General features: G+C 51.2%; 18 protein-coding genes and 2 riboswitches. Of the genes, 12 read left to right on the top strand and 6 right to left on the bottom strand.

Translation table 11 applies throughout. The features are described 5' to 3' along the window. Positions 1-323 precede the first annotated feature (323 nt). A complete protein-coding gene (locus BM412_RS24180) occupies positions 324-1,883 on the bottom strand; it encodes a bactofilin family protein (protein ID WP_091224101.1) in 1,560 nt (519 codons plus the stop codon). Next, a complete protein-coding gene (locus BM412_RS24175) occupies positions 1,855-2,859 on the bottom strand; it encodes a M23 family metallopeptidase (RefSeq protein WP_091224100.1) in 1,005 nt (334 codons plus the stop codon). Before BM412_RS24175 ends, BM412_RS24180 begins: the two co-directional genes overlap by 29 nt. Positions 2,860-3,071: 212 nt before the next feature. On the opposite strand from BM412_RS24175, the gene BM412_RS24170 reads away from it, so the two are divergent. The 4 genes from BM412_RS24170 to BM412_RS24155 all read left to right on the top strand — a co-directional run bounded on the left by BM412_RS24170 (position 3,072) and on the right by BM412_RS24155 (position 8,718). Then, positions 3,072-4,202: a ParM/StbA family protein gene (locus BM412_RS24170; protein WP_256256565.1), complete on the top strand. Its 1,131-nt coding sequence runs from the start codon at positions 3,072-3,074 to the stop codon at positions 4,200-4,202. A 1,042-nt stretch (positions 4,203-5,244) separates the two neighbouring features. Then, on the top strand, positions 5,245-6,783 hold the full coding sequence (guaA, locus tag BM412_RS24165) for a glutamine-hydrolyzing GMP synthase (protein ID WP_091224098.1): 1,539 nt from the start codon (positions 5,245-5,247) through the stop codon (positions 6,781-6,783). 178 nt (positions 6,784-6,961) lie between these two features. Then, positions 6,962-8,044 carry a peptidylprolyl isomerase gene (locus BM412_RS24160; RefSeq protein WP_091224097.1) on the top strand — a complete coding sequence of 361 codons (1,083 nt, stop codon included), beginning with the start codon at positions 6,962-6,964 and terminating at the stop codon, positions 8,042-8,044. A 59-nt stretch (positions 8,045-8,103) separates the two neighbouring features. Next, a complete protein-coding gene (locus BM412_RS24155) occupies positions 8,104-8,718 on the top strand; it encodes a GyrI-like domain-containing protein (RefSeq protein ID WP_091224096.1) in 615 nt (204 codons plus the stop codon). Positions 8,719-8,799: 81 nt separating this feature from the next. On the opposite strand, the gene BM412_RS24150 is transcribed toward BM412_RS24155, so the two are convergent. Continuing rightward, positions 8,800-9,693, bottom strand: coding sequence for a helix-turn-helix domain-containing protein (locus BM412_RS24150; RefSeq protein ID WP_091224095.1), 894 nt, complete (start codon positions 9,691-9,693; stop codon positions 8,800-8,802). Between the two features lie 152 nt (positions 9,694-9,845). On the opposite strand from BM412_RS24150, the gene BM412_RS24145 reads away from it, so the two are divergent. From BM412_RS24145 to BM412_RS24135, 5 genes are all read left to right on the top strand, one after another. After that, positions 9,846-10,880 (top strand): alcohol dehydrogenase catalytic domain-containing protein, encoded by a 1,035-nt coding sequence (locus BM412_RS24145; RefSeq protein WP_091224094.1) that lies wholly within the window; start codon positions 9,846-9,848, stop codon positions 10,878-10,880. Further along, entirely contained in the window at positions 10,877-11,872 is a 996-nt protein-coding gene (locus BM412_RS24140) for a Gfo/Idh/MocA family protein (protein ID WP_091224093.1), read from the top strand. Before BM412_RS24145 ends, BM412_RS24140 begins: the two co-directional genes overlap by 4 nt. 112 nt (positions 11,873-11,984) lie before the next feature. Further along, on the top strand, positions 11,985-12,131 hold the full coding sequence (locus BM412_RS32230; protein WP_177246060.1) for a hypothetical protein: 147 nt from the start codon (positions 11,985-11,987) through the stop codon (positions 12,129-12,131). Between the two features lie 31 nt (positions 12,132-12,162). Beyond that, complete coding sequence (locus BM412_RS32225; RefSeq protein WP_177246059.1) at positions 12,163-12,333, top strand: hypothetical protein; 171 nt, start codon at positions 12,163-12,165, stop codon at positions 12,331-12,333. Positions 12,334-12,475: 142 nt separating this feature from the next. Beyond that, positions 12,476-12,576: riboswitch (purine riboswitch) on the top strand. A gap of 134 nt (positions 12,577-12,710) precedes the next feature. Then, positions 12,711-14,105, top strand: a complete 1,395-nt coding sequence (locus tag BM412_RS24135; RefSeq protein WP_091224092.1) for an NCS2 family permease — start codon at positions 12,711-12,713, stop codon at positions 14,103-14,105. Between the two features lie 56 nt (positions 14,106-14,161). Here BM412_RS24135 and BM412_RS24130 read toward each other — a convergent pair whose 3' ends face one another. Genes BM412_RS24130 through BM412_RS24120 form a run of 3 tightly spaced genes read right to left on the bottom strand, consistent with a single transcriptional unit; the run spans position 14,162 to position 16,546 of the window. Further along, positions 14,162-14,821, bottom strand: a complete 660-nt coding sequence (locus BM412_RS24130) for a TetR/AcrR family transcriptional regulator (protein ID WP_091224091.1) — start codon at positions 14,819-14,821, stop codon at positions 14,162-14,164. Between the two features lie 30 nt (positions 14,822-14,851). Further along, positions 14,852-15,649, bottom strand: coding sequence for an ABC transporter permease subunit (locus BM412_RS24125; RefSeq protein WP_091224090.1), 798 nt, complete (start codon positions 15,647-15,649; stop codon positions 14,852-14,854). A 12-nt stretch (positions 15,650-15,661) separates the two neighbouring features. Further along, the gene (locus tag BM412_RS24120; RefSeq protein ID WP_091224089.1) at positions 15,662-16,546 is read right to left on the bottom strand and encodes an ABC transporter ATP-binding protein; all 885 of its coding nucleotides are present in this window, start codon (positions 16,544-16,546) and stop codon (positions 15,662-15,664) included. Positions 16,547-16,913: 367 nt separating this feature from the next. Continuing rightward, positions 16,914-17,014, top strand: a riboswitch (purine riboswitch). 207 nt (positions 17,015-17,221) lie between these two features. Here BM412_RS24120 and purE point away from each other — a divergent pair. From purE to purB, 3 genes are read left to right on the top strand one after another with little or no spacing between them, the layout of a single operon-like run. Further along, complete coding sequence (gene purE / locus BM412_RS24115; protein WP_090978892.1) at positions 17,222-17,707, top strand: 5-(carboxyamino)imidazole ribonucleotide mutase; 486 nt, start codon at positions 17,222-17,224, stop codon at positions 17,705-17,707. Further along, positions 17,704-18,879, top strand: a complete 1,176-nt coding sequence (gene purK / locus BM412_RS24110; protein WP_091224088.1) for a 5-(carboxyamino)imidazole ribonucleotide synthase — start codon at positions 17,704-17,706, stop codon at positions 18,877-18,879. The genes purE and purK overlap by 4 nt, the downstream gene beginning before the upstream one ends. A 6-nt stretch (positions 18,880-18,885) precedes the next feature. Then, positions 18,886-20,181: an adenylosuccinate lyase gene (purB, locus tag BM412_RS24105; RefSeq protein ID WP_091224087.1), complete on the top strand. Its 1,296-nt coding sequence runs from the start codon at positions 18,886-18,888 to the stop codon at positions 20,179-20,181. The last annotated feature ends 4 nt before the right edge of the window (positions 20,182-20,185 follow it).

Here is a 20,185-nt window from a genome sequence, read left to right as displayed (position 1 = left end):
CCTTCCGTTTTTTTGCATAACAAAGGTAAGCGAGTTTCGAACAGTGAAATCCCCTCCGCGAACCGCGTGGTTGGTTGGAGCCCTCTTTTTCTGACCTCCCGCTAGAAATGTTGCATAATATGCAACAAATTCCTACACCCGATGCTTCAAACAGCAAATTATTGTCCGAAATGCAGCATTTTGGGCAGGAATGACTCCCAACGGGCTGGTTAAGCTGAAAATGTTGCATATAGCGCAACATCTGACCAACTAATGGCTTTAACACCTCAATATGTTGCAGAATCTGCAACATTTCGCTACCTCGCCCGCCAGTGCGCGCCGGCTTACCAGTTCTTCAGCAAAGCCGCTGCTTCCTCCGCACTGCGTTGTGCAGGCTCGTTAGTCGAAGCATTGCCATTCGCTCGTTCCTCGAAGCCATAGCTATACACGTTATCAGAAGGTTTAATTGGCTCCGAACTGTTTTTAACATTCATAGCCGCAGCCGCCGGTACATCTCTAGTTGCAGCAGCAATAGCTGCATTCTCCTTGGCCGGAGAATCAGCCACTACGCTAGGTTGAGCTGTACTACCTTCATCCACGTTTGCGGCATCTGCCGCAGCTTCCGCTTGAGCGACTGCCTCTTCAACGCCAACCTGAGCACCGTCCACGTTCACATCCACGATCACACGATCACTCAAGTCTCCACTAACATCGTCCGCCTCGAAGCTCTCCATACTTACACGATCCATCTCAGAGCCCTCCGTACGTACACGATCAGCCTCGAAGCGCTCCACACTGGCTTTCTCACTTGCCGTCTCCATCGAAGTATTCACGCTGATCGCCTCGAAGCACTCCGCACTCACTTGATCTGCCTGTACCTCTTCAACCGTACCGACACTATCACTCACGAAGCTCCCGGCATCGAGCACCAAATCGACCGCACTCACCGAGTTCTCATCCATCAGCTCCGAGTGCTCACTCACGAATTCCGATCCGGCCGCGACCTCACTTTGACCCAGAGTAACGGCAACTTTGACGGCTTCCGGCAAAATCACACCGCTCAAAGCAGCACGCTCCGCCTCATTTACACCTTGAGTGATTCGGCTAATGACTTGATTAAACACTTCTTTGTCTTTCTGCGCATCCCGATTTGTCCGGTCATCGCCTCTACCCGCATCCCTGTCTGCCAACGACGTATCAACAGCCGCACTTGTCGGTTTGCTGCCCCCACTGATGCTGCTGATAAAAGCTTTTCCGCTTTCCCGAAGCGGATCGCGATTCAAGGAATCATTGCTTGAGGCAGCACGCTCTTCTCCTAATTTACCTTCAATCCCGCTGCTATCGTTACCAGATGTCTCATCCGTTTCGCTGGTCTTATCGATCGCACGGTAGCTGATTTTCTTCGGAGCGGCCCATACAACAGCGCCGTCTTCACCAACCACCATATCTCTGCGGTCATATCCGCTGCGGCGCTCGACGCCCGTGTAGTTGCCGCTGTTTCCGCTGCGACGTTCGATTCCGCTTCTTCGATCTACAGGGTTGACTGCAGGCTCGTCGTGATCCATGGTACTTTTTCCTTGGAACAGACCGCCGTCTTCAATCGTCAACGTAGCGGCAGTCATATCGCCATATAGTTTGCCCGTTGCGGAGATGGTCAGTTTGCCCGTGATATGAACATTGCCCGTAACTTGTCCTGCTAGAATAACATTGCGGGCCGTAATATTGGATATGGCAAAACCGCTTTCGCCCACGACGACATCGCCATCGCAGGATATATCTCCGCGCAGCTGTCCTTCCAAACGGACGCCGCCCGCAGATCGGATCGTGCCTTCAACAATCGTACCTTCCCCGATGAACGTATCGGTCAGCTTGGCGCTAATCTTGTCTCTTTTCCAATTGAACATCAGTTGGTATCCCCTTTATCCCCATTTTTAAATATGGTTTTGGATCGACAGACACCCCATACTTCATCACTTCAAAATGAAGATGCGGTCCTGTGCTGCGGCCCGTTGAGCCCAGCAAACCGATAAGATCACCTTGCTCTACGCGCTCTCCTTCTTGCGCCAGTACCTTGTTCAAATGCATATATTTTGTAGCAATGCCGTTCTTGTGGGAGACGACAATGTAATTCCCGCGTTCCGTCATATATCCGGTATCTTGCACGTAGCCATCTGCTGCCGCGAAGATAGAGTCGCCTGTTTTGCCGGCAATGTCCATGCCTTTATGTACGCCCGGATGATTCGTGAAAGGATCAATTCGGACCCCGAACAAAGAGGTAATGCGCTCCGACTCCGTTGGCCAATAGGTAGGCGTCAATCGGAGGACTTGCTTCTTTTTTTGCACCTCTTTGCGGGTGGAGGTCAGTCTGTTCTTCAATTCGCTGATTTCGCCGCCGATAGAAGTATAGAACGATTTGGTCTGCTCTGCGAGCTCCCGGATATCCGCATCGGTTGCATCCAACTGCTCGCCCCCAACGCCGTCACCGTCTGTTTCTTTAGCTGTCTTGTCCGACGAGAGCCCTACGAGCGATTTCATATCGGATTCCAGCTTGCTCAGCTCTTCCATTCGGGCATCTACGGCATCGGCCTGTTGGGCCAATTGAACCAGATCGGTTTGCAGCTTAACAATGATTGCTTCTTTGTCTGCCAGTTGATCTTGATGGGCGTCGGATTCCGAAGCGAGCTGCAGTTGAAGCAGTTCCAGCTGATGGCTGTTACGTTCATGAAGTAGGTATAGCGTTGATGCTATAACAATCAGCAAGGAGATAAGGATGGGGATCACCAGTAATAGGGCGGTAGAAACCCGAAACCGCAGCGCTGGCTTGCTGCCGTCTGGTAAGACAAGAAAGGTGAAATGGGTGTTGCGCGGTAAAAGTTTCATGCTTACCTCCTACAGTTTTTTGTTGGACTTTCCGTTTCTATGCGTCCTAAGACACAGCAAAAAACATACACACCGAACTATTTCGGCAGATTGATAGCAAAAACTTATACATGGGGAAAAAAGAGTGATAAAAAAGGATTTTGTCGCAATATAGCGAATTGGTTCACCTTAAACAGCGGAAATAGGCTATGACAATGAACGGAGGCACTCTTGTGATTAAAATTGCAGGTATTGACGTAGGAAACGATAGTGTAAAACTGGTAATTGATGGAGCGTCAGAGCCGATTGTAGTGCCAAGCATTCTCTCCCCGGGCTATGAGCGCCATATTTTTCAAGACGAGGATTCACCGCTAAAAGCACTGGACGTACGGGTATACAGCCCTAAACTCAAGAAAAACAACCAGCGCTACTTCGTAGGCTTGCTGGCGATGGAAGATCAGGATATTTCGGAGCTCGAAGAGACCGATAACAAAGCAACCAGCGATCAAGCGTTGATCGTGGCGCTGACGGCGCTGGCCTATGCGGGGCTGACTAGTCAAACTTATGAGCCGGTAGAGGGACAAACGACGCAAGCGGTAGAGTATATCGTGGGAACGGGTTTGCCGGTACGTACATATGCAGGTTTTCACAAAACGTTCGAGGAGCGCCTTGTAGGCGAACATGAGGTGACATTCCTTTCCACGCCGAAGCTTCGCGGCCGTTCCATTCGCGTCATTATCAAGCGTGCGGTTGTTTCCATTGAAGGCGCTGCAGCGCTGTTCCACATGGCGACACACGACAACCTAACGGTGAAGAACGAAGAGCTGTACTACGGCTGCATCGGGATTTGCGAAATGGGCGCGCTCACGACGGATTTCCCGGTCATTAAACGGATGAGCATCGACAACCAGTTCAGCACAGGCGAGCAATTCGGCCTTGCGGGCTACCTCGACAATATAATCCGTGACGTCGAAGACCAGTTTGGCCACCGGTTCCCAAGCCGCACGAAGCTGATTCAGCGCATCAAGAACCGGGACTACACCATCCAGCGCATTGGCGAAGGTCAGGCGGATATTCAGCCGATCGTGGACAACTACTTCAACCGTGCTGCTAATAAGGTGCTTGATCTGATTCTGAAGCGGTGGAAAAAGAACCCGGACATCCAGTGCTTCTATGTCCTCGGCGGCGGAGCTTCCGCACTGCGCGAGTACATTAACGAGGAGGCTGGGTCCGTTCGCCTTCGTTTCGTGAACGACAGCGAATTCCAGAACGTCTACGGCTACCTGAAGCTGGCCAAAAACAAAACAAACCAATCCATCGCAGCCGCAACAACAGCAGTTGCAGCAACGACGGAGCAAGAGTAGATCCATCGTGTGAAGAAAGCAGAACCGAGCCGCCTGTGAGGCGGCTCGGTTTTTTTAGTTGGACGCTGCTCATGTAGCTCACCTTGAGATCCACAGTGGCGGGAAACGCACGTTTTCTCTTAAAGTAGCTCTCCCAGTGATCCACATTCGCCGAACGCGGGATTTCGCTTAAAGTAGCTCGCCTAGAGATCTACATCGCCACACAACGCACGCATTTCCCTTAAAGTAGCTCACCCAGAGACCTACATTCGCCGAAAACGCGGGATTTCGCAGAAAGTAGCTCTCCTCCCAGAGATCAGCATTGGCGGGAACCGTTCAATGTTGTACAAAGTAGCTCACTTAGAGACCTACTGGCTGTCGAGAAGCCACTTCCGAATTCTAACGGTTGCCAGCGCGTCTAATCCCCCATTTTATGGCGTTCCGAAATTCTAACGGTTGCCAGAGAGGCTATTTCGCGATTTAGGTGTGTTTTCCACTCATATAGGCCAAATAAGGTCTCCTGGCAACCGTTAGAGAAAATAGGAGGCTAAAAAAGACCGAATAAGCGCTATGGCAACCGTTAGAATACAACCCACCGCGCTTATAAAGGTAATTTTACCCATTATTTCACCCGGCTACTGTAGAGGTGGACAATTGAGCTGAAGAGAGGTGAAGTTAGTAAGTTACATTACAAGCTCTGGCCCTCCCCGAGATCTACCTCGCCACACATCGTTCAATTCCGCATAAAGAAGCTCCCTCGCCACATCGCTCAATTCCATATAAAGAAGCTCCCTAACCACATATCGCTCAATTCCGCATAAAGAAGCTCCCTCGCCGCACATCGCTCAATACCGCACCAAGAAGCTCCACGACCGCACTTCATGCCTTATAAACCGCACCCAATTTCCGCCAACTAAGCCGACTTCGCTCGCTCGTCTCGTGCTCCGCCCATACGGCGGCGCAACTGTTCACCATATCCTCATCGCATTGCCCCCATTCGCCTTGACTGTCACTAAGCGCCTATATATAATTGACACAATGATTTGAGGGAGGCTTTAAAAAAGTGGACAAGCCAAATGAAATGATCGTCGTCCTCGATTTCGGCGGACAGTACAACCAGTTAATTGCAAGACGTATCCGGGATTTAGGCGTGTACAGCGAATTGCTGCCATACAATACTTCGGTGGAACGGATCCGCGAGCTGCAGCCGAAAGGCATCGTGTTCTCGGGAGGACCCGCTAGTGTGTATGAAGAGAAATCGCCGCTTGTAGATCCTGCGATTTATGATCTGGGATTGCCGATCTTCGGTATCTGCTACGGCATGCAGCTGATCGCGCACCAACTTGACGGTAAAGTTGAGCGTGCAGGCAAACGCGAATACGGTAAAGCTGATGTGGAATTCATCGCGGGCAGCGAGCTCGTGAAGGATCTGGACAGCAATCAGACGGTATGGATGAGCCACGGCGACCACGTTGTGGAATTGCCGACAGGCTTCCGCGTTGATGCGAGCACGGACCATGCGCCAATCGCGGCGATGAGTAACCCGGATCGCAAAATTTTTGCCGTACAGTTCCACCCGGAAGTACGTCACTCCGTACAAGGGAACGAAATGATTCGCAACTTCCTCTACAACGTGTGCGGCTGCGAAGGCAACTGGAGCATGACTACGTTTATTGATGACACGATCCGCGATATCCGTGCACAAGTGGGCAATGGCAAAGTGCTTTGCGCATTGTCCGGCGGCGTGGATTCCTCCGTTGTAGCGATCCTGCTGCACAAAGCAATCGGCGACCAGTTAACTTGTATGTTCATCGATCACGGCTTGCTGCGTAAAGACGAAGCGGAAGGCGTTATGGAAACGTTCGTAGGCAAGTTCGATATGAAGGTTGTCAAAATCGATGCCAAAGAGCGTTTCATGGGCAAGCTGAAAGGCGTAGACGATCCGGAGCAGAAGCGTAAAATCATCGGCAACGAGTTCATTTACGTGTTCCAAGAGGAGTCCGCGAAATTCGACGATTTCGAATTCTTGGCACAAGGCACGCTGTACACGGATATCGTGGAGAGCGGTACGGCTACTGCACAAACCATCAAGTCGCATCACAATGTCGGCGGCTTGCCTGAAGATATTAAATTCAAGCTCGTTGAACCGCTTAAAACGTTGTTCAAGGACGAGGTTCGTAAAGTCGGCGAAGAATGCGGTCTGCCCGAAGCAATCGTATGGCGTCAGCCGTTCCCGGGTCCGGGTCTTGCGATCCGCGTGCTTGGCGAAGTAACGGAAGAAAAGCTGAAGATCGTTCGCGATTCCGATGCGATTCTGCGTGATGAGATTGCCAAAGCAGGTCTTGACCGCGAAATTTGGCAGTATTTCACAGCATTGCCGAACATGAAGAGCGTTGGCGTTATGGGCGATGCGCGTACGTATTCGTACACGGTCGGTATCCGCGCCGTAACTTCCATCGACGGCATGACAGCAGACTGGGCACGTATCCCTTGGGACGTACTTGAGAAAATCTCGGTTCGTATCGTCAACGAAGTCGACAACGTAAACCGTATCGTTTACGACGTAACTTCGAAGCCGCCGGCTACGATCGAGTGGGAATAGGATAGAACTACAAAGGGCTCCCTTCTATTTGCGATATTTCGCGGATAGAAGGGAGTTTTTGTAATGACTAAAGTAGTCTTCTGATCGGAATGGTTTATATATCCAAAGCAATGATATAGAATCCTAGTATGCAATCCATTCAAAGTTATCGGAATTATTCCGGCGGGAGGTTTATTCGGTGAGCAAAACGAAAAGCAGCATCCTATCTCGTAGAGTGGGAATCACAGCACTGATCGTAGTGGGTATGACGTTAGCGGCTGGTGCGGGAGCGTACGCAGCAACAAAAATGAGTTTGGTCGTAAATGGTAAGAAATCAACGGTAGAACCGGTATCCATTAAGGGGGTTACTTACGTACCTATTCGGTCCGCGGCTGAAATGCTGGGTGCCACGGTCAACTACAATGCCTCATCGAATTCAGTCATGATTACGAGCAAGCCCGAGAAGTCTCCATTAGGCGATGCCGGCAATGAAGCGATTGGTTCCGTTAATGGCGTATCGATTACGAGGAACCAGCTGTACACAGCGATGATTGCAGTAGGCGGGGCGCAAACGTTGGACAACCTGATTCAAGACGAGCTTATTAAGCAAGAGGCGGCTAAAAAAGGGATCGTAATCAGCGACAAGGATGTGGATGCGGAAATAGCCAAAATCAAGAAGCGTTTCCCGTCTGAAGCGGAATTTGAAAATGCCCTGCAGCAAGCGGGCATGACCCTCGAAGATTTGAAGAAGCAAACACCGATGCAGCTTCGCATTCGGAAGATCATTGAACCGAGCGTGAAAGTGACTGACGCGGATGTAAAACAATTTTTCGAAGCAAATAGAGCTGAATTCGATGTACCTGAGCAGGTCAAAGCATCGCATATCTTAGTCGCAACGAAAGCAGAAGCTGATGAAATCCTAAAGCAGTTGAAGGCAGGGGCGGATTTTGCGAAGCTGGCGAAAGAAAAATCAACTGACGTAGGCAGTGGTGCCGCTGGCGGCGATCTTGGCTACTTCAGCAAGGGCACCATGGTCCCTGCGTTTGAAAATGCAGCGTTCTCGCTTAAAGTTGGCGAGCTTAGTGAACCGATCAAGTCGGAGTATGGTTATCATATCATCAAAGTAACCGACCATAAGGCAGCGAAGGCAGCGACACTTGCAGAGAAACAAGATGAAATTAAGGAACAGCTCATCAGTCAGAAGGTTCAAGAACTATCCTTTACATGGCTGACAGAGCTGAAGGCCAAGGCGAAGATTACGAATTCGCTAAAAGGAAAGTAATCAAGAACATAACCTGTACGATTCGATTACAACTACATGTAAAGGGGTTGTCTGTTAGCATGATTCCCAGATCTGAAGTGGTAAGAGAAGATGTCAGAAGATCCAACAAAGCGTACTATTCGTTGAGGGACAAGGCCATCCATTATTATCATATCCCCCAGATGCAATACTTGATTGCTTCGGGATACGGAAATCGTGATATCTACAAGATGCATGAGTATAAAGAAGTTTGGACGATAGGCCGGTTCATCAATCGGGTCAAGTATCACACGGTGCGGGAGCTGGGGAAAAATTTCAGTAGAATGCCGATCGAAATGGCGTGGGGAACAGCGCGAGAAGAGGAAACGGACTTTACAGCAATGATGTGGGTTCCGGATTATATCAGCTACGATTTATTTCACGTCACCGTCCGGGAGCTGAAGAATAAGCTTGAACGTTTCGACTTTGAACTTTCTTTGACGGCTGCACCCAAGCGCTATTGCGCGCAGTTATTACATACGGGAAGCTACGATCAAATCGAATCTTCGGTACGCGCATTAGTGGATGGAGTTGCTGAAGAAGGGTATCAAGTCAAAGGGAAAATCCATGAGATTTTCATGAATCATCCGCATTGCAATCCCCCGGAGAAGCTTAACATTCTTCTAAGACAAGAGCTCTGTGTGAATGGGGAATAGCCGGTTTGTCACGTGATCAAAAAAGCCTCAATTTCCGCCCAATGCGGGGATTGAGGCTTTTTATGTTGTGTTGTGTACGAATCAACTCCCATCCTGCTCCTCCGAGCTCTGCCGATACCCGCTCGGCGTTAGCGCGGTAATTTGTTTAAAAGCTTTGGAGAAATGCGAGGCGTTGGCGAAGCCGCAATATTCGGCGATGACCTCGAGATGCAGTTCGGTGGTGCTCAGCAGCTCTTTTGCTTTGCCGATTCGCAATCCGATGAGGTAGCTGTGCGGCGGTTCGCCGAAGATCTGCTTGAACATAAGGCAGAAATGGGATTCGGAATAGCCGATATGCTGTGCCATTGCAGCGATGCTTAGAGGTGCCGACAGGTTGGAGGATAAATAAGCTTCCATGCGCGCTCGGAAACGATGCTCGTAATAATCGGTGGACGGACTTTGGCGTCCGCTGCTGCCGATAAGTTGTACCAGCAGTTCCAATGCCAATTGCTGCACCTTGATCGTACTCACGATGTCGTGATTTTTGTAGCAGTCAATCATCTGCTGAAGGGTTTGCTTCAGTTTCTTCGGGTTCTCGGGAGCGATGATCGGCGGAAGTTGGGACAGTCCCAGCTCGTCAAGCCGTGGCTGCAACAGGTCGGCGTAGTGGCTCAAGTTCGTCAATCCGGGCGTGGTGACGAAGCTCTGCTCGCGCAGCGAATTGTAGAAGAAATCCAGATGAGCATTCGGGACAACGCACTCGCCGTAACCGCGTGTTGTAAACAGCAAACCGGGTTGGATTAGTGCAAATTCCCCCTCAAGCAGCTCGTACTCCTTCCCCTCGATCGTCAGCACGTAGCGCCCCTTTTCCAAATACAGAAACAGATAGTCGAGCAGCCGACGCGGCCCTTGAAAGAAGTCAGAACGTTCGAACGTGTAGCAAAGCCGAACATGAGGAGAGATGTGGTTCCTCATGAGATTGTCCATTATTGCCATCTTGGTTATCCTTTCATCCTTTCATCTGCTTGTAGGAATAAGTGTTTTTGACAAGAAGATCATTGATTCCTGTCAGGCAAATCTCGTTCGTTATTATATCATTATTCGTATATACACGATAACTTTTGCGGCCTAGAGGAGGAGATTTGACAATGGAAAACACAAGCGCAATTGGCACGATGACGGTCCCTATCTTTGCAGGTGGAGGACGAATCGAATACGGGAAAAAAGAAATTCCGGTGCCCGGTCCCGGGCAATTGCTCCTGAAGGTGAAAGCGAACGCCTTGTGCGGGTCAGACCGCGGACAGTTCGAGCATGGAACACGCGTCGTGCCGGGTCATGAGGCAGCCGGCATCGTTATTGCCGCGGGAGAGGGGACAGCGGTGCGCGAAGGCGCGCATGGCGTTGTTTTCCTGATGGATTTCTGCGGATCATGCCGGAATTGCAAGTCCGGCTTCTCCAACTTGTGTCTGAGCAAACGTGCGGATTACGGGTTCTCGCATGATGGCGGTTATGCACCTTACATGCTGGTGAACGAAAATGTCTTTTTTGAAATGGATCCCTCCATCCCGATGGCCGAAGCGACAATGCTGCTGGATATTATGGGAACGGGCGGACATGCCGTCAACCGCGGCCTTCAAGTGCTTCCGCACATTGGATCAGCCGTTATAGCCGGCGCCGGCCCAATCGGACTTGGCGTTCTGGCGATGATCAAATTGCTGCTTGGTGCGGAAACGCCAGTATTTATCATGGATTTCAACGAATACCGCCTTCAATTGGCTGAGCGGATGGGGGCGATTCCGGTATATCTTGGCCGTGAGAGCGTTCGTGAGCGGCTCGATGCGATGCAGTTCGAGGGTGTCGATCTGGCCGTTGATACAAGCGGCCGAACAGTGGCGCGCCAAACTGCACTAAACTGTCTGAACAAGCCCGGTGCACTCGTATGTGTAGGGCATGGTGAAGAGTTGCATTTGAACGTTTCCGGCGACCTGATCGCGACGGAGCGGACAGTGCTTGGCAGCGAGTATTTCCAGTACAAGGATTTGCAGGATAATCATGAACGGCTCTTGGCGAATTTGCCTTACCTCCAGCAAATCATCACGCATCGATTCCCGCAGAGCAGAATCCAAGAAGCCTATGAACTGTTCTTCCAGGGCGATACCGGAAAGGTGATTATCGAGCAATGAGTGCTAAGCGAAAGGTAAAAGTAGCATTAGTGGGCACAGGCGGTTGGGGAAGGCAGCATGCCAGAATTTTCGACGCGCATGAGAACGTTGATTTCTGCGCGCTGGTTGGGCGAAATTCGGAGAAAACGAGGGAGCGTGCTGAGCAGTTTCACACTACGGCTTACACGGATCTTGCCCTTATGCTGGAGAAGGAGCAGCCTGATTTGGTCAGCCTATGTTTGCCGAATCAGGGGCATTTCGAGACGACGCTTCAGATCATTCAGGCAGGTGTGCCGCTATTTGTGGAAAAGCCCTTGGTTTTTTCCTTGCGAGAAGCGGATATTCTGTTGAACGAAGCGGACAAGCGAGGATTGTTCTTTGCGATTAACTTTAATCATCGGTATGCTAAGCCGGTTCAACTGGCACGCGAAGCGATCGACGCGGGACGGCTCGGGCAATTGACTTTCGCATCCTGGCGCTTCGGCGGAGAGGGAGCAAGCACTCACCCGCATGCCAATCTCATCGAGACGCAGTGCCATGGCTTCGATATGCTGGAGTATCTGTGCGGCCCGATTGAAGCGGTGTCAGCGGAGATGTCCGACTTAACCCAAGCGGGCTTTCGAACCCTTGCCCTTGCATTGAAATTCAGCAGCGGCGCGGTTGGCACTCTCATTGGAACTTACGATTCGTCCTACGCGTATCCGGACGCGCATCGGCTGGAACTCGACGGTACCAAAGGACGTGTCGTCATTCACGATACGGTCAAGAAGTATACGTTCCATCCTTCGGGAAGCGAGCTCGGGGAAACCTGGGAAGCGGGATACTTCAATGACGCCGATCGTCAGTTCCATCTAACGATGGATAAACATGTGGATGCCATGCTGGCGGCGTTCATGGCCGGGCACCAGCCTCCGATTCATGCCGCTGCCGGATATCGCGCGTTAGCGATCGCGGATGCGGTAATTAGATCGTTCGAGAGCGGCAGACGAGTGAAGGTGGATGCGGCTCGTTAATCGCGGATGGGTAGTCGCCTCACAAAATTTCGCCCCCCAAGGCAGCAGCCTACGCGGCTAATGCCCTTAGCGCATAGGCTACTAGCAGTTAACGAAACAAGGGGTAATCCAAATGGCGAGAGCAACAACGACCAAAGATGAGTGGAACGAATTATCTGCTGACGACCTTGCTTTGTGGGCGGCGATCATTCTGGTTGTCGGGGATCTAGTCGGGTTGCTTGCAGTGTTGAAAGCGAGAACCGAGAAACAGGAATTATAAGAATCATCCGGAAAGAAGGAGCGTTGCGCTAATGCCGGAGCAAAAGAAGATAACAGCTGACGATCTCGCGAAAATTTCCTCTTCTCTTGGTATTCTTGGATACAGCATAGGGCTGCTTGCACTTGAAAAAGCGGATTTGGAAAAACGAAATAAAGAGAAAATGTCGGCAGCGATCAAGCAGTTGATGAGACGATTTCATTAGTATCGCAGTGGACGAGCAGAATCATGTGGGAAAGCGCCGAGGAAGGCGCTTTTTCACTTTATAAGGACAATTACCTAATTTGCAAACGTTTCCCATTGACAGGCTCAGGATTTCCTCGCTAAAATGTTCACAGATCAATACAAACAGAAACAGCATATCTTTTCGTATAATCTCAAGAATCGGCTTGAGAGTCTCTACGAGGTCACCGTAAATGACCTGTCTACGAGAAGCAAGACAGAAGCAAGGCGCTGATGGGTCAAGTCGCGCCTTCTTGTCTTGTTTTGCGTGGAACCTAGGGAGAAATGCCGACAACATCGGCATTTTTTTTCTGGGTTCTTGTTTGTTCTGAAACATTTTTTGGGGAGGGTTTTTGAAAAATGGGTAGTTTCTTTCGGTTGAAGGAACACGGAACAAATGTAAGGACAGAGATTATGGCGGGCCTTACGACTTTCATGACGATGGCTTACATTTTGGCCGTCAATCCGGGTATTCTCGGAACTGCAGGACTTGATGGGTATTCGGTATTTTTGGCAACGGCATTAGCCGGCGGTATTTTCACGATTGCGATGGGATTGTTTGCGAACTTCCCGGTTGCGCTCGCGCCGGGTATGGGTCTTAACGCGTACTTCGCGGCAACGGTGCTTGCTTCCAAAGCGACAGACACACCGATTTCGCCTTCAATGGCACTAACGGCTGTATTTATCTCGGGTATCGTATTCTTCATCCTGACGATTACGCAAGTTCGTCAGCTGCTGATTGTAGCGATTCCTGACAGCTTGAAGCATGCGATTACAGTAGGTATTGGACTCTTCATCACGATCATCGGCTTGAAAAACAGCGGAATTATGACGATCGGCGTTGAGAACACGGTTACGGATATTCCGAAAGGCGTATTCACAGATGTTCTGGGCTTCGAGTCCGTGTTCCACATGGGCAGCCTGGAGAATTCCAGCGTGTACCTGACGTTGATCGGCGTATTGCTGATCGCGATTCTGATGGTGCTGCGCGTACCGGGCGCGATTCTGTTCGGTATTCTGGGCGTTACGATCATCGCGATTCTGACCGGTGACGTGAACGTATCGGAAGGCCTCAAAGGTCAATCGTGGAGCCCTGATTTCAGCAAAGGCAACTTCTGGGACTTCGACTTCAAAGGTGTTATGGATACCGGCTTGATCTCCATTATCGCAACGTTCACATTCGTGGAATTGTTCGATACATTCGGAACGCTTGTTGGCACGGCGAACCGCGCAGGCTACATGAAAGACCCTGAGAAGGGCAAGAAGCTTGTCGGTAAAGCAATGCTTGTGGATGCGGTCGGAGTAAGCGGCGGCGCAATGCTCGGTACGAGTACGGTAACGGCATTCGTTGAAAGCTCCGCGGGTATCGCGCAAGGCGGACGTACGGGTCTTACTGCGGTAACAACGGGTGTTGCCTTCTTGGCAGCCTTGTTCCTGTGGCCGCTCATCTCGTTGATCCCGGGCTCTGCAACGGCAGCGGCACTGATCATCGTAGGCGTACTGATGGTGCAATCGATCAAAGAAATCGACTTCCAAGACATGGTTTACGCGATTCCATCCTTCTTGACAGTCGCAATGATGCCTTTCACGTACAACATCGCGAACGGGATTTCCTTCGGTATCGTGTCGTACGTCGTACTTGCAACAACAGCTAATCTTGCCGGCAAAAAAGGCGGCTACAAAGTGCACTGGCTCATGTGGGTGCTTGCGATTCTTATCGTTGCACGCTACGCGTTTATCGGAAGCCAAGGCTAATAGAAATCAAGAAGAGGACAGCGCCAATCTGCGCTGTCCTCTTTTTGTTGTCCTCATTATGAAGATTGTCGGTAAACCCCGAATTTAATCATATCGATAAACGTATCAATTTCTTCAATAAGCTTCTTCTCAATAATAACGGGAGCGAGAGAGTGGGTCTTATGAAGCTGCAAATATTTGTTCGACAGGGCATTCAAGACGAAGGTGACGTGGTTGAAAACCGCATCGGCGTCCAGCCCATCCCGCAGCGGCGCGGCGTCCAGAAGCTCGGCTTTATAGATGGACCTTAGCATGGCAGGCGTCGTGAACGTCTTCTGATACGCTTCGATCAGCTTCTCGATCTCGGCCTCCACGGTCTTCGGGGGATGGCTGATGACACGCTGCACAAGCTCGGTTTCGTGAAAATAGTGCAAGGTCACGCGCTGCTTCGCCAGCACGATCTCCTTGATATGCTCGAAGAAATCGACTGCGCCGATCGCTTCCACCGCGGTAACGGTTTTCTCCACCAACACATCCATCGCATGCTGGACCACGGCGAGGTAGAGATTCTTTTTGCTTTTGAAATAATGAAATAAAATCCCTTTCGAAATACCGGCTCTCGCCGTAATCGTATCCGTGGAGGTGTTTGTGTAGCCGTTCTTGGCAAACTCCTCGATACAAATCGTCATGATGAGCTCCTGTTTCTCTTCAGGAAGCTTCGCGAATGCGGGGTACACGGCATAACACCTCAGTTCTGTTCAAGACCGCTAAACGGTGATGTCTTTTCTACTATAATACCAATAAGCGGACAAGGCGCAACAGACGATAACGACGGCCATAATGGTGATGTACAGCGGATCGAAATGCCGATCGGTAATGATGGCTGCTGCTTCGGCATACTTAAAGGGACTCATGTATTTGAACCAAGTGAAATGGTCGGAGACGCCCGAGATAATGCTGAAGAAATACGTAATGAACACAAGCCCGAGCGACAGGGACACGACAGAACGGTTCCTTCTCAATATCGTCGAGAACAAGAAGGAGACGCTTGCGAAAGTCAGATGCATGAGCAGGACGGCCGATTCCAGCAGGAAGAATGTAGACAGTTCAACATCGTTGTCCTTCGAGAATTGAAATCCAAGCAGGCTGGCAGCGACAATGACTACGTTAAAGAGCAGGATGTTGATGGCAACGGTAGCAAGCTTCTGCGTGATGATCTGCGATCTCGTAATCGGCCTTGAGAGCAGAAATTCGATCGTCTTCTCATGCTGCTCCTTCACTACAATATTGGAAGCCAATAAGGATGCGAAAATACTGCCCAGCAAGGTCGTCATCAAGTGGATCTCGATGCCATAAAATCCGAGCAAGGAGCTCAAATTCAGCCGATCCATGCCAAAAGCTTTCTTCATCGCGTCGGGAAGGGTGCTCATCATATCGTCCAGCCCTTCTTGCTGTTTCGCGAATTCCGGGTAAATGCTTAAATATAAGAGGATGATACCGGCCATAATAATACTCCATATGATCAATCCCCGAAGATTCCGTTTGAATTCTCTTCTGAGAAGCATAATTCGGCCTCCTTATTCTTTCTCATAATAATGAATGAATACTTCCTCAAGCGAAGGCTCCTCAATCAAAATATCCGTGAAGGCGCAATCCGCCAAGGCTTGAATGAGTGCTTTCATATCGCCGCCATACAGCAGCTTCACATGGGATCCGCTCGTTTCTTGCTTAATGATGCCGCTTAATTGCGGCAGGCCGATGGATTCAGGGTGGTTTGCAGTCAGGGTAATATTCTTCAGGTTGTTCTTCAGCAGCTGCTCGACGGATTCCACTTTAATAAGCGCTCCCTCTTTGATAATGGCGACCCGGTCGCACATCTTCTGCACCTCGCTCAGAATGTGGGAAGAGAAGAAGATGGTCGTGCCATTCCCGCGCTCTTCCGCGAGCAGCTCGAAGAACGTATGCTGCATAAGAGGGTCGAGGCCGCCTGTCGGCTCATCCAGGATGAGCAGCTTCGGTCTGTGCACCAGTGCTTGCACGATGCCGACCTTCTTGCGATTGCCGAAGGAGAGATCTTCAATCTTGCGGGAGAGATCCAGGTCAAGCCGCTCGGCCAGCTCCGCGATCCGCTTCGATTCCGATTGGCCGTAGAAAGCCGCTGAATACTTGAGCAGATCGATAACCTTCATATCGTCATAATAAAATACTTCCGAAGGCAAATAACCGACTTGGCGGCGGATGGCCTTGGCATCCTTCACGATGTCCATTCCCAGAATCGAGGCGCTGCCCGAGGTTGGGAAGACGAAGTTAAGCAGCGTTCGGATGGTGGTACTCTTGCCGGCTCCGTTTGGTCCGATGAACCCAAACACCTCGCCTTCTCCGATCGCAAAGGATACATCGGATATGCCGCGGCTCTTGCCGTACGTTTTCGTCAACTGACGAAGTTCGACGATTGATTTCACGCTTGGAGCCTCCTATCGTTTAACAGGTTAATGAATTGCGTTGACTGATGAGTCAATGTGATTGTAATCCCGCATTGACTCGTGAGTCAATGGATTTTTTGTGCGTCCGCGAGGCGGGTTTTAGGCGGCTTATCGACTTAAAAAGGCTGCGATATTTGTCGGTTTTTGTAGGAAAGCGGGATGAGAGTATGAGGACGGCGATGGTCTGAATAACCAACAAGATCACAAAATGTTCAAAACAATTCGTGAATATTGCAAAAACTAGGTAAAACACGAACTTTATGAAGTTTATTTGAATTTAATGTTCGTGTTTTTTCGTTGACATTCTGCGTCAGGATTGATAAACTAGGGATAGCGAAAAACGAATAAATACTTGCCATGCAAGACTCGTATATCCTTGGGGATCAGGCCCGAGAGTATCTACCCGAGAACCTTAATTTTCGGACTACGAGCCCATGCAGTTGAAGAACCAGGTTGCCGCCTTGACGGGGCAGCCTGATGTTGTCTATTGCCGTTCCTGTCTACTGGTTTGACAGGGCGACGTAGAGCTACATCTTCTCTGCTGGACTTGTAAGTCCCGAAGCCATCCATGTTGTGGAGCCTGTGCTGAGGGACTTTTTTTGTGGCTTGTACAGTAATCCGATTCCTTCATCAGACAAAGGTGGTTATAAGCAAATGTCAGCAAAAGTCGGCGTCATCATGGGCAGTAAGTCAGACTGGGAGACTATGAAGCTAGCCTGTGACGTTCTGGACGAGTTACAAATCCCTTATGAGAAGAAGGTTGTTTCGGCTCACCGGACACCGGACCTTATGTTCCAATACGCAGAAACGGCAGTAGAACGCGGCTTGAAGGTTATTATCGCGGGTGCTGGCGGAGCTGCACATTTGCCCGGCATGGTCGCTGCGAAGACGATTCTGCCGGTTATTGGCGTGCCTGTGAAGTCTTCGAATTTGAACGGACTTGATTCGCTGCTATCCATCGTGCAGATGCCGGGCGGCATTCCGGTTGCAACGGTTGCGATCGGCAACGCCGGCGGCACGAACGCGGGCTTGCTTGCCGCACAGATGCTTGGCGCATTCGATCCGGATGTACAAGCCCGCGTGCTTGCGCGCCGCGAACGGATTGAGCAGGAAGTGCTCGAAAGCAGTGAAACGCTATGAGCAGCGGTTTGGCGGGTAAAGACGTGAAGGTGATTTTGCCTGGAGCGACGGTTGGCATTCTGGGCGGCGGCCAGCTTGGCCGAATGATGGCGAATGCAGGCAGCGCCATGGGATATCGGTTCGTGGCACTGGATCCTACGCCGGATGCGCCTACCGGACAAGTGGCCGGTCAAATCGTAGCCGCGTATGACAATCGCGATGCGGCCCGCGAACTGGCGGAGCGCTCCGATGTCATCACGTATGAGTTCGAGAACGTCGATGCCGGCGTTGCGGCTATGCTGATGGAGGAATCGTACGTGCCGCAAGGCAGCGAGCTGCTCTATACGACGCAGCATCGGCTTCGTGAGAAGCGAGCGATTGAAGCGGCGGGCGTGAAGGTTGCGCCTTATGCAGAAGTGCGAAGCGCAGATGAGCTTCGCGAAGCAGTAGGCCGATTCGGCCTGCCTTGCGTGCTGAAGACCGCTATGGGCGGCTATGACGGCAAAGGCCAATGGGTCATCCGCAGCGAAGCCGAAATCGACGAAGCGTTCGAAACGCTGAATCGTGCCGGCACCGAGCTGGTGCTGGAGCAGTTCATTCGCTTCCGGAAGGAGCTGTCGGTCATTGCGGCAAGAAGCCCTCAGGGAGAGATTCGCACGTTCCCGGCGGCAGAGAACATCCACGTCGATAATATCCTGCATCTGTCGATCGTGCCTGCACGCATCGATGAAGAACTTCAGCGGGAAGCGGAGCGGCTTGCTGCCCGAATCGCTGAAGGGCTCGGAGCGGTTGGCTTGATCGCGGTGGAGCTGTTCTTGACGGAAGACGGCGAGCTGTTCGTCAATGAACTTGCGCCGCGTCCGCATAACAGCGGCCATTACACGATGGAAGCATGCCGGACATCGCAGTTCGAGCAGCATGTGCGCGCCGTATGCGGGCTGCCGCTTGGCGACACGGCGCTTCTGACGCCGGTTGTTATGGTGAACGTGCTCGGCGAGCACGTCGAGCCGCTGCTGGAATTGATTGCTAAGCAAGATGAGAATGCGGAACGTTTGGGCGTAGCGCCTAAAATTCATTTATATGGGAAACATGAAGCCAAACATAAACGGAAAATGGGTCATGTCAACGTGCTTGCATCGGATGTCGAGCAGGCGCTGGCATGGATTTCCGAAACCAACATTTGGAGGGTTTAATTCACGATGTTAGAACGTTACAGCAGACCGGAAATGAGAGCGATTTGGACAGAAGAGAACAAATTCAAGGCATGGCTCGAGGTTGAACTTTGCGCATGCGAGGCTTGGGTAGAGCTTGGCGTTATCCCGCGCGAGGATGTTGAAGCCCTGCGCAAAGGCGCAACGTTCAATATCGACCGCATCAACGAGATCGAGCTTGAAACACGCCATGACGTTATCGCGTTCACGCGTGCGGTATCCGAGACAGTAGGACCTGAGCGCAAATGGGTTCATTACGGCCTGACTTCCACTGACGTTGTCGATACGGCGATGGGTTACCTCCTTCTTCAAGCGAACACGATCTTGGAGAAAGACATTACGAACTTCATTGAAATTTTACGCGGCCAAGCGGTTGCTTATAAAGATACAGCGATGATGGGACGTACGCATGGCGTACACGCGGAGCCGACGACGTTCGGTTTGAAGCTTGCCCTCTGGTACGAAGAGATGAAGCGTAACCTGGAGCGTTTCCGCCATGCGGCTAACGGCGTTCAGTTCGGCAAAATCTCCGGTGCAGTAGGCACTTACGCGAACATCGATCCTTTCGTAGAAGAATTCACTTGCAAGAAGCTTGGCATTACGCCTGCTCCGATCTCGACGCAAACGCTGCAGCGTGACCGTCATGCCGAGTACATCGGCGCATTGGCATTGATCGCGACTTCGCTCGATAAATTCGCTACGGAAATCCGCGCTCTGCAGAAGAGCGAGTTCCGCGAAGTGGAAGAGCCGTTCGCGAAAGGTCAGAAGGGTTCATCCGCAATGCCGCACAAACGCAACCCGATCGGCTGCGAGAACATCTCCGGTCTGTCCCGTGTAATCCGCGGCCATATGCTGACGGCATACGAGAACGTTGTGCTGTGGCATGAGCGCGATATCAGCCACTCATCGGCTGAGCGCGTGATTTTGCCGGATTCCACGATGCTGCTCAACTACATGTTGAACCGTCTGGGCAACATCATCAAGAACCTTCAGGTGTTCCCTGAGAACATGAAACGCAATATGCAGCGTACGTTCGGCGTGCCGTTCTCCGGCCGCGTCATGACGAAGCTGATCGATAAAGGCATGAGCCGCGAGCAAGCGTACGACACGGTACAGCCGCGCGCGATGCAAGCATGGGAAGAGCAGCGCCAATTCCGCGACATCATCGAGTCGACGCCTGAGATTACGGCGCATCTGTCCGCTGATGAAATCGCAGACGCGTTTAACCCGGCTTGGCACCTTAAACACGTGGATACGATTTTCAGACGTTTGGAATTGATTTAAGAGC

The organism is Paenibacillus sp. BC26 (assembly GCF_900116125.1).
Lineage (GTDB): Bacteria > Bacillota > Bacilli > Paenibacillales > Paenibacillaceae > Paenibacillus_Z > Paenibacillus_Z lignilyticus.
Note: the sequence above shows the minus strand (reverse complement) of the source record. Positions and strands in the feature narration are given on the sequence as shown.

Bases quoted from the DNA above. Each gene is read 5' to 3' on its own strand.
- BM412_RS24180 (WP_091224101.1), bottom strand. From the start codon at position 1,883: ATGTTCAATTGGAAAAGAGACAAGATTAGCGCCAAGCTGACCGATACG.
- BM412_RS24175 (WP_091224100.1), bottom strand. From the start codon at position 2,859: ATGAAACTTTTACCGCGCAACACCCATTTCACCTTTCTTGTCTTACCA.
- BM412_RS24155 (WP_091224096.1), top strand. From the start codon at position 8,104: ATGATTCCCAGATCTGAAGTGGTAAGAGAAGATGTCAGAAGATCCAAC.
- BM412_RS24150 (WP_091224095.1), bottom strand. From the start codon at position 9,693: ATGGCAATAATGGACAATCTCATGAGGAACCACATCTCTCCTCATGTT.
- BM412_RS24145 (WP_091224094.1), top strand. From the start codon at position 9,846: ATGGAAAACACAAGCGCAATTGGCACGATGACGGTCCCTATCTTTGCA.
- BM412_RS24140 (WP_091224093.1), top strand. From the start codon at position 10,877: ATGAGTGCTAAGCGAAAGGTAAAAGTAGCATTAGTGGGCACAGGCGGT.
- BM412_RS32230 (WP_177246060.1), top strand. From the start codon at position 11,985: ATGGCGAGAGCAACAACGACCAAAGATGAGTGGAACGAATTATCTGCT.
- BM412_RS32225 (WP_177246059.1), top strand. From the start codon at position 12,163: ATGCCGGAGCAAAAGAAGATAACAGCTGACGATCTCGCGAAAATTTCC.
- BM412_RS24135 (WP_091224092.1), top strand. From the start codon at position 12,711: ATGGGTAGTTTCTTTCGGTTGAAGGAACACGGAACAAATGTAAGGACA.
- BM412_RS24125 (WP_091224090.1), bottom strand. From the start codon at position 15,649: ATGCTTCTCAGAAGAGAATTCAAACGGAATCTTCGGGGATTGATCATA.
- purE (WP_090978892.1), top strand. From the start codon at position 17,222: ATGTCAGCAAAAGTCGGCGTCATCATGGGCAGTAAGTCAGACTGGGAG.
- purK (WP_091224088.1), top strand. From the start codon at position 17,704: ATGAGCAGCGGTTTGGCGGGTAAAGACGTGAAGGTGATTTTGCCTGGA.
- purB (WP_091224087.1), top strand. From the start codon at position 18,886: ATGTTAGAACGTTACAGCAGACCGGAAATGAGAGCGATTTGGACAGAA.